The 4,789-nt window shown below is 74.4% G+C and carries 4 protein-coding genes; all 4 read right to left on the bottom strand.

Features of this window, described 5'->3' with window-relative positions:
* Nucleotides 1-63: 63 nt before the first annotated feature.
* Nucleotides 64-909 carry a hypothetical protein gene (locus ABZX96_RS37920; RefSeq protein ID WP_355554212.1) on the bottom strand — a complete coding sequence of 282 codons (846 nt, stop codon included), beginning with the start codon at nt 907-909 and terminating at the stop codon, nt 64-66.
* 104 nt (nt 910-1,013) lie between these two features.
* Nucleotides 1,014-2,300, bottom strand: coding sequence for a BadF/BadG/BcrA/BcrD ATPase family protein (locus tag ABZX96_RS37915; RefSeq protein WP_355554210.1), 1,287 nt, complete (start codon nt 2,298-2,300; stop codon nt 1,014-1,016).
* The gene (locus tag ABZX96_RS37910) at nt 2,293-3,261 is read right to left on the bottom strand and encodes a phospholipid scramblase-related protein (protein WP_355554208.1); all 969 of its coding nucleotides are present in this window, start codon (nt 3,259-3,261) and stop codon (nt 2,293-2,295) included. Before ABZX96_RS37910 ends, ABZX96_RS37915 begins: the two co-directional genes overlap by 8 nt.
* Nucleotides 3,262-3,358: 97 nt before the next feature.
* Nucleotides 3,359-4,036, bottom strand: a complete 678-nt coding sequence (locus ABZX96_RS37905) for a uracil-DNA glycosylase (protein ID WP_355554205.1) — start codon at nt 4,034-4,036, stop codon at nt 3,359-3,361.
* Between the last annotated feature and the right edge of the window lie 753 nt (nt 4,037-4,789).

Here is a 4,789-nt window from a genome sequence, read left to right as displayed (position 1 = left end):
CCCTGGGGGGGCCCGGACACGAGGTCCGGGCACCCACTGCTGGGACAGGAGCCGAGCCGGTGGTCAGCGGCTGAGCGTGATCCCCGCGGCCGTCGCGTACACGGACAGCGCCAACCGGCCCACCGCTCCGTACGCGCCCAGCGGCTCGGCCGTCGCGCAGCCCGCCTCGCGGGCGGCGGCCTCCAGGGCGCCGTCGCCGATCTCCGGGCCGATCAGGTAAGGGGCCAGCGCCAGTTGCTGGGCGCCGGAGGAGCGGAGCTGCTCCGCCGTGCGGGCGATCGCGCCCTCCTCGTCCAGCGCCGCCGCCAGCACCGGCACCGCCAGCCGGGCGGAGAGCAGCATGCCGGTGATCCCGGCGGCCTGCGCGGCCTCCTCGCCGCCGACGGTGGCCAGCAGGATGCCGTCCGCGGCCGTTGCGACCGTGAACAGCCGGGCCCGGTCCGCGCGGGCCAGACCGGCCTCCGAGAGCCGCACGTGCAGCGCCTCGGCGAGCAGCGGGTGCGGGCCGAGGACCTCGGTCAGCTCGGCGCCGGAGCCGCTGGCCATGATCGCCTGACGTATCCGGCGGAGCAGCGCGCTGTCCGGCCCCGCCAGCAGCGGCACCACGACGGCGGCGGGACCCTGCGGCTCCTGGCCCCCGTCGCCGGCGAACGCCTTGTACTCGGCCGCGGCGCGTGCCAGCACGGATTCAAGTGCCGGGAACTCGGCGTCGTCGCCGCCGTCCACGTAGCCGATGAGGGCGTTCAGGCCGGGGAGTTCGGAGCGGGCGATGCTGGAGATCTCCTCCGCCAGCTCGCGGGACGCCGGGGCGGGGGTGCCGGGGACCGCCAGGACCAGGGCGGGCGCACCCTGGGGAGCGACCACGGGCTCCGGTCGGCGGTGGCGTCCCGGCTGCCGGGGACGCGGCATTCGTACGGGGAGGCCGGATACGGGCCCCGCGCTCGCAGGAGCAACTTCGTCAAAGCGGGGCGAGCCGGGTGCGGCCCCAGTGGGGGAACTCATGGCGTCGCATGCTAATGCCTGGACCGGCCCGGGTGCCGAGGGAGGGTTCGGTCGGGCGGTATCCGTCCCGTTTTATCCCGCGCGTCTTCGTCGACGATCCGACCGGACGGTCGTACAGGGCCGCTGATCTGCAACAACTGTTCGTCGGAGGGGAGGGCCAGGGAGCCGCCGGCCAGCGCCGCGGCGATGCGGAGCGCGCCGTTCAGCGGGTCGCCGGCGGCTTTCACGTGCCGGGCGTGCGGGAGCCGTTCGGCGAGCGCGGCGCGGAGGGGGGCCAGCAGCGGTTCGCCGACCCGCAGCAGACCGCCGGTGAGCGCGACGGCCGTCGGCCCTTCGGCGGGGCAGACGGCCGCGGCGGCGTCCGCGACGTGCCGCGCGGCCTCGCGCAGGATGGCCGCGGCCGGCGCGTCGTGCGCGGCGCAGCGGGCGACCTCCGGGGCGAAGGAGGCCAGGACGGCGGCCCGGTCCGCACGCGGGTACAGCTTGGCGGGCAACTGCGCCACCGGCCCGAACAGCGCCTCCGCGCGGGCCAGCAGCGCGGCGGAGCCGCCGGTGCGGCCGTCGTGGGCGCGCAGCGCGGCCTCCAGCCCGGCCCGACCGATCCAGGCGCCGCTGCCGCAGTCGCCCAGCAGGTGCCCCCACCCGTCGGCGCGCCGCCAGCCACCGGACGCGGTGAGGTCGGTGCCCAGGGCGACCATGCCCGTGCCCAGGGCGACGACGGCGCCGGGACGCTGCCCGAGCGCCCCGACGTACGCGGTCACCGCGTCCGCCGCGAGCGCGAGCCGCCGGGTGCCGAGGGTGTCCGCGACGGCGGCGGGCAGGTGCGCGCGCAGGTCGGCGCCGAGCGCGACCATGCCGGCGGCCCCCACACACACGGCCGCGTACCGCCGTCCGCCCACCTCGCACAGCAGCTTCTGCGCGACGGGCAGCACCCGGCGCAGCAGGTGACGGGCGTCGATGCCGTCCGGCCCGGTGCGGACGGGCTCGGAGAAGACGTACGAGGCGAGCGGGCGGACGGTGTCCGCGGGCGCGTCCGTGTTCTTCGCGGAGGGCCGGCCGACGCTGCTCGCTCCGTGCCTTGAGGCCGTCCCCGCGCCGGGGTGTCCCCTTCTTACGCCCTTTCTTATGCCCGTCGCGGCGTCCGTCCGCGGGACCTCTCCGGCGTCCGTCCCCACCCCGCCCGAGCCGTCCGTCCGTGCCACGGCGATCCGCAGCCCGGAGCCGCCCGAGTCGACGCCGAGCACGTAACCGGGCGGCGGGGCCATGGGGGAGCCCGAAGGGGCCGAGGGATCAGCCAAAGCCCCGCGCATCCTGCTTGAGGGCGGTGTCGACGGTCAGCGCCGTCGCGACGACGAGGCTGAGCAGCGGGTCGGGGAGCTGCTGGTGGATCTGCAGCACGTAGTTGTCCGCCGTGGTGAACATCGTCTTCGCCAGGCCCTCCCAGGTCTTGGTGATCCGGGCGATCTCGGTGTCCGCGTGGTCGACGATGGCGAAGTTCCAGGCGCGCCAGTTCTCGGCCTTGATCGCGCCGACCTGCTGACCATTGGCCATCATCGCGAAGTTGATCTTGCCGATGGCGTTCTGCTGCACGATCTCGCCGACCGGCTGCCCGTCCGGGCGTTCGACGATCACCTTCGACTTGATGAACTTCGCCGGCCGGGTCAGGACGAGCTGCGGCTGCCCGTACGCGTCCCGGATCTCCAGCCGGTGGGTCAGGTACTGGTCGATGCTGGAGACGAAGCGCAGCACCTTGCGGGCGGTGCTCTGACCGACCTGCACGACGGTGCCGAGGGTGTTGCCGTTCTGGTCGTAGACGCTGTACTCGTTCGTGACCTCGACCAGTTTGGCCTTCTGGTTCACCACCAGCACGGGCTCGGTGAACAGGGTGCCGCCACCGGGACCGGCCGGGGCCACCCCCGCCTGCTGCTGGACCTGCTTCTGCACCGCGGCGGCCTGGTGGGCGGCGTACGGCTGGGGCATCGGCTGCCCGGAAACCGGCTGCTGGGGCGGGTACCCGCCATAGCCCTGCGGGCCGGGGCCGGGCTGCCCGTACGGCTGCCCGCCCTGCTGGGGCATGGGCTGCTGCGCGGGGTGGTGCGGGACCGGCTGGGGCTGCGGTGCCTGCTGCTGCGCCGGGGCCCCGGGCTGGCGGCCCGGGTGCGTGTGCTCGGTCCATTGGGAGCCGTCCCACCAGCGGAGCTGGTCGGGCGTGCCCTGCGGGTCGGCGTACCAGCCCGCAGGGATGTTCGCATTGGTCATGCGGGAACACTATCTCCGCGCCAGGGGGGAGTCTCCAGCCCACGGCCCTCCGGGCACCGCGGCCCCGGCCAGGCCGGCCGCGCGCGGCGCCCGCGCTCTACGGCAGGCGCCAGTCCACCGGCTGCGCCCCGGCGCGCACCAGCAGGTCGTTGGCGCGGCTGAACGGGCGGGAGCCGAAGAAGCCCCGGTCCGCGGACATGGGGGAGGGGTGCGCGGACTCGATGGCCGGCAGGTCGCCGAGGAGCGGGCGCAGGTTGCGGGCGTCGCGGCCCCACAGGATGGACACCAGCGGCTTGCCCCGGGCGGCCAGCGCGCGGATGGCCTGTTCGGTGACCTCTTCCCAGCCCTTGCCCCGATGGGCGGCGGGGCGGCGGGGCGCGGTGGTCAGGGCCCTGTTCAGCAGCAGGACGCCCTGCTGGGTCCACGGGGTGAGGTCTCCGTTGGACGGGGGCGGGAGGCCCAGGTCGGAGCCCATCTCGCGGAATATGTTCACCAGGCTGCCGGGCAGCGGACGGACATCCGGGGCGACCGAGAAGCTCAGCCCCACCGCGTGCCCGGGGGTCGGGTAAGGGTCCTGCCCGACGATGAGGACGCGGACGTCGTCGAAGGGTTGCTGGAACGCGCGCAGGACGTTGGCGCTGGCCGGGAGGTAGGTACGCCCGGCGGCGATCTCGGCGCGCAGGAAGTCGCCCATCGCGGTGATCCGTCCGGCGACCGGTTCGAGGGCCTTCGCCCAGCCCGGTTCGACGATTTCGTGAAGAGGTCGTGCAGCCACGGGCGTCACCCTACTGGGCCAGGGCCAGGCGTTTTCGGGGGACCGGCGATTCCGGGGCGGCAGGGGGGCTGGGGCGCGCTCTGGGTCCCGGGGCGGGGGGTTCGGGGTTGTCCGGCCGGGGCGGGTGGGTTCGGGGGTGAGGACGGGCTGGGGGCGGGCTGGGGGCGCGTCGGCCCGCGTGGTCCGGGGCGGCTCTTTACGTCTCTTCAGGTCTTGGGGGGAGCCCGCCTCGCCCCTGGGCCGGATCCGCGCCGAACCCCGGCCGAACCCCGGGCCGGATCCGCGCCGAACCCCGGGCCGAATCCGTGCCCCTAATTCGCGCCGAACCAAGAACCCCCGCGCCACAAACCGGCACCGGAAAGGAAAGTGACCTGGGCCACTAAAAGGCCGAAAGGAAGCCGAAAGGGAAGCCGAAAGGGAAGCCGGAAGGAAAGTGGCGCGGGCCACTCCCTTCACCGCTGCGGGGTGTGGTCCAGGTCTCAGGAATGGTGGGTCGGGGCCTTTCCGGCGGGCCCGGATAAGGGCCGTGGGCGTGATGCCGGGCACAGGCCGGGGCAGGGCTACGGCCCGGGCTAGTAGCGGCCAGTCCGTGGGGCCCGGGGGCGAAACCCGTGCTGATCACCGTGCTGGTTGAAGTGTTTACGAAGGGGGATAGTTCCGGGTTCGGGAAAGACCCATTGCTTTCCATTTCGGGCATCTCGCATGATGGTGGAGCACCGGGAACGAGCGCCGCGTCTTTTGCCGCCCTTGCGG

Source organism: Streptomyces sp. NPDC003077 (genome assembly GCF_040611095.1).
Classification (GTDB): domain Bacteria; phylum Actinomycetota; class Actinomycetes; order Streptomycetales; family Streptomycetaceae; genus Streptomyces.
This window is presented reverse-complemented; position numbering and strand designations above follow the sequence as displayed.

Excerpts from the sequence above, each read along its gene's own strand:
- ABZX96_RS37920 (WP_355554212.1), bottom strand. The coding sequence starts at position 909 with ATGCCGCGTCCCCGGCAGCCGGGACGCCACCGCCGACCGGAGCCCGTG.
- ABZX96_RS37910 (WP_355554208.1), bottom strand. The coding sequence starts at position 3,261 with ATGACCAATGCGAACATCCCTGCGGGCTGGTACGCCGACCCGCAGGGC.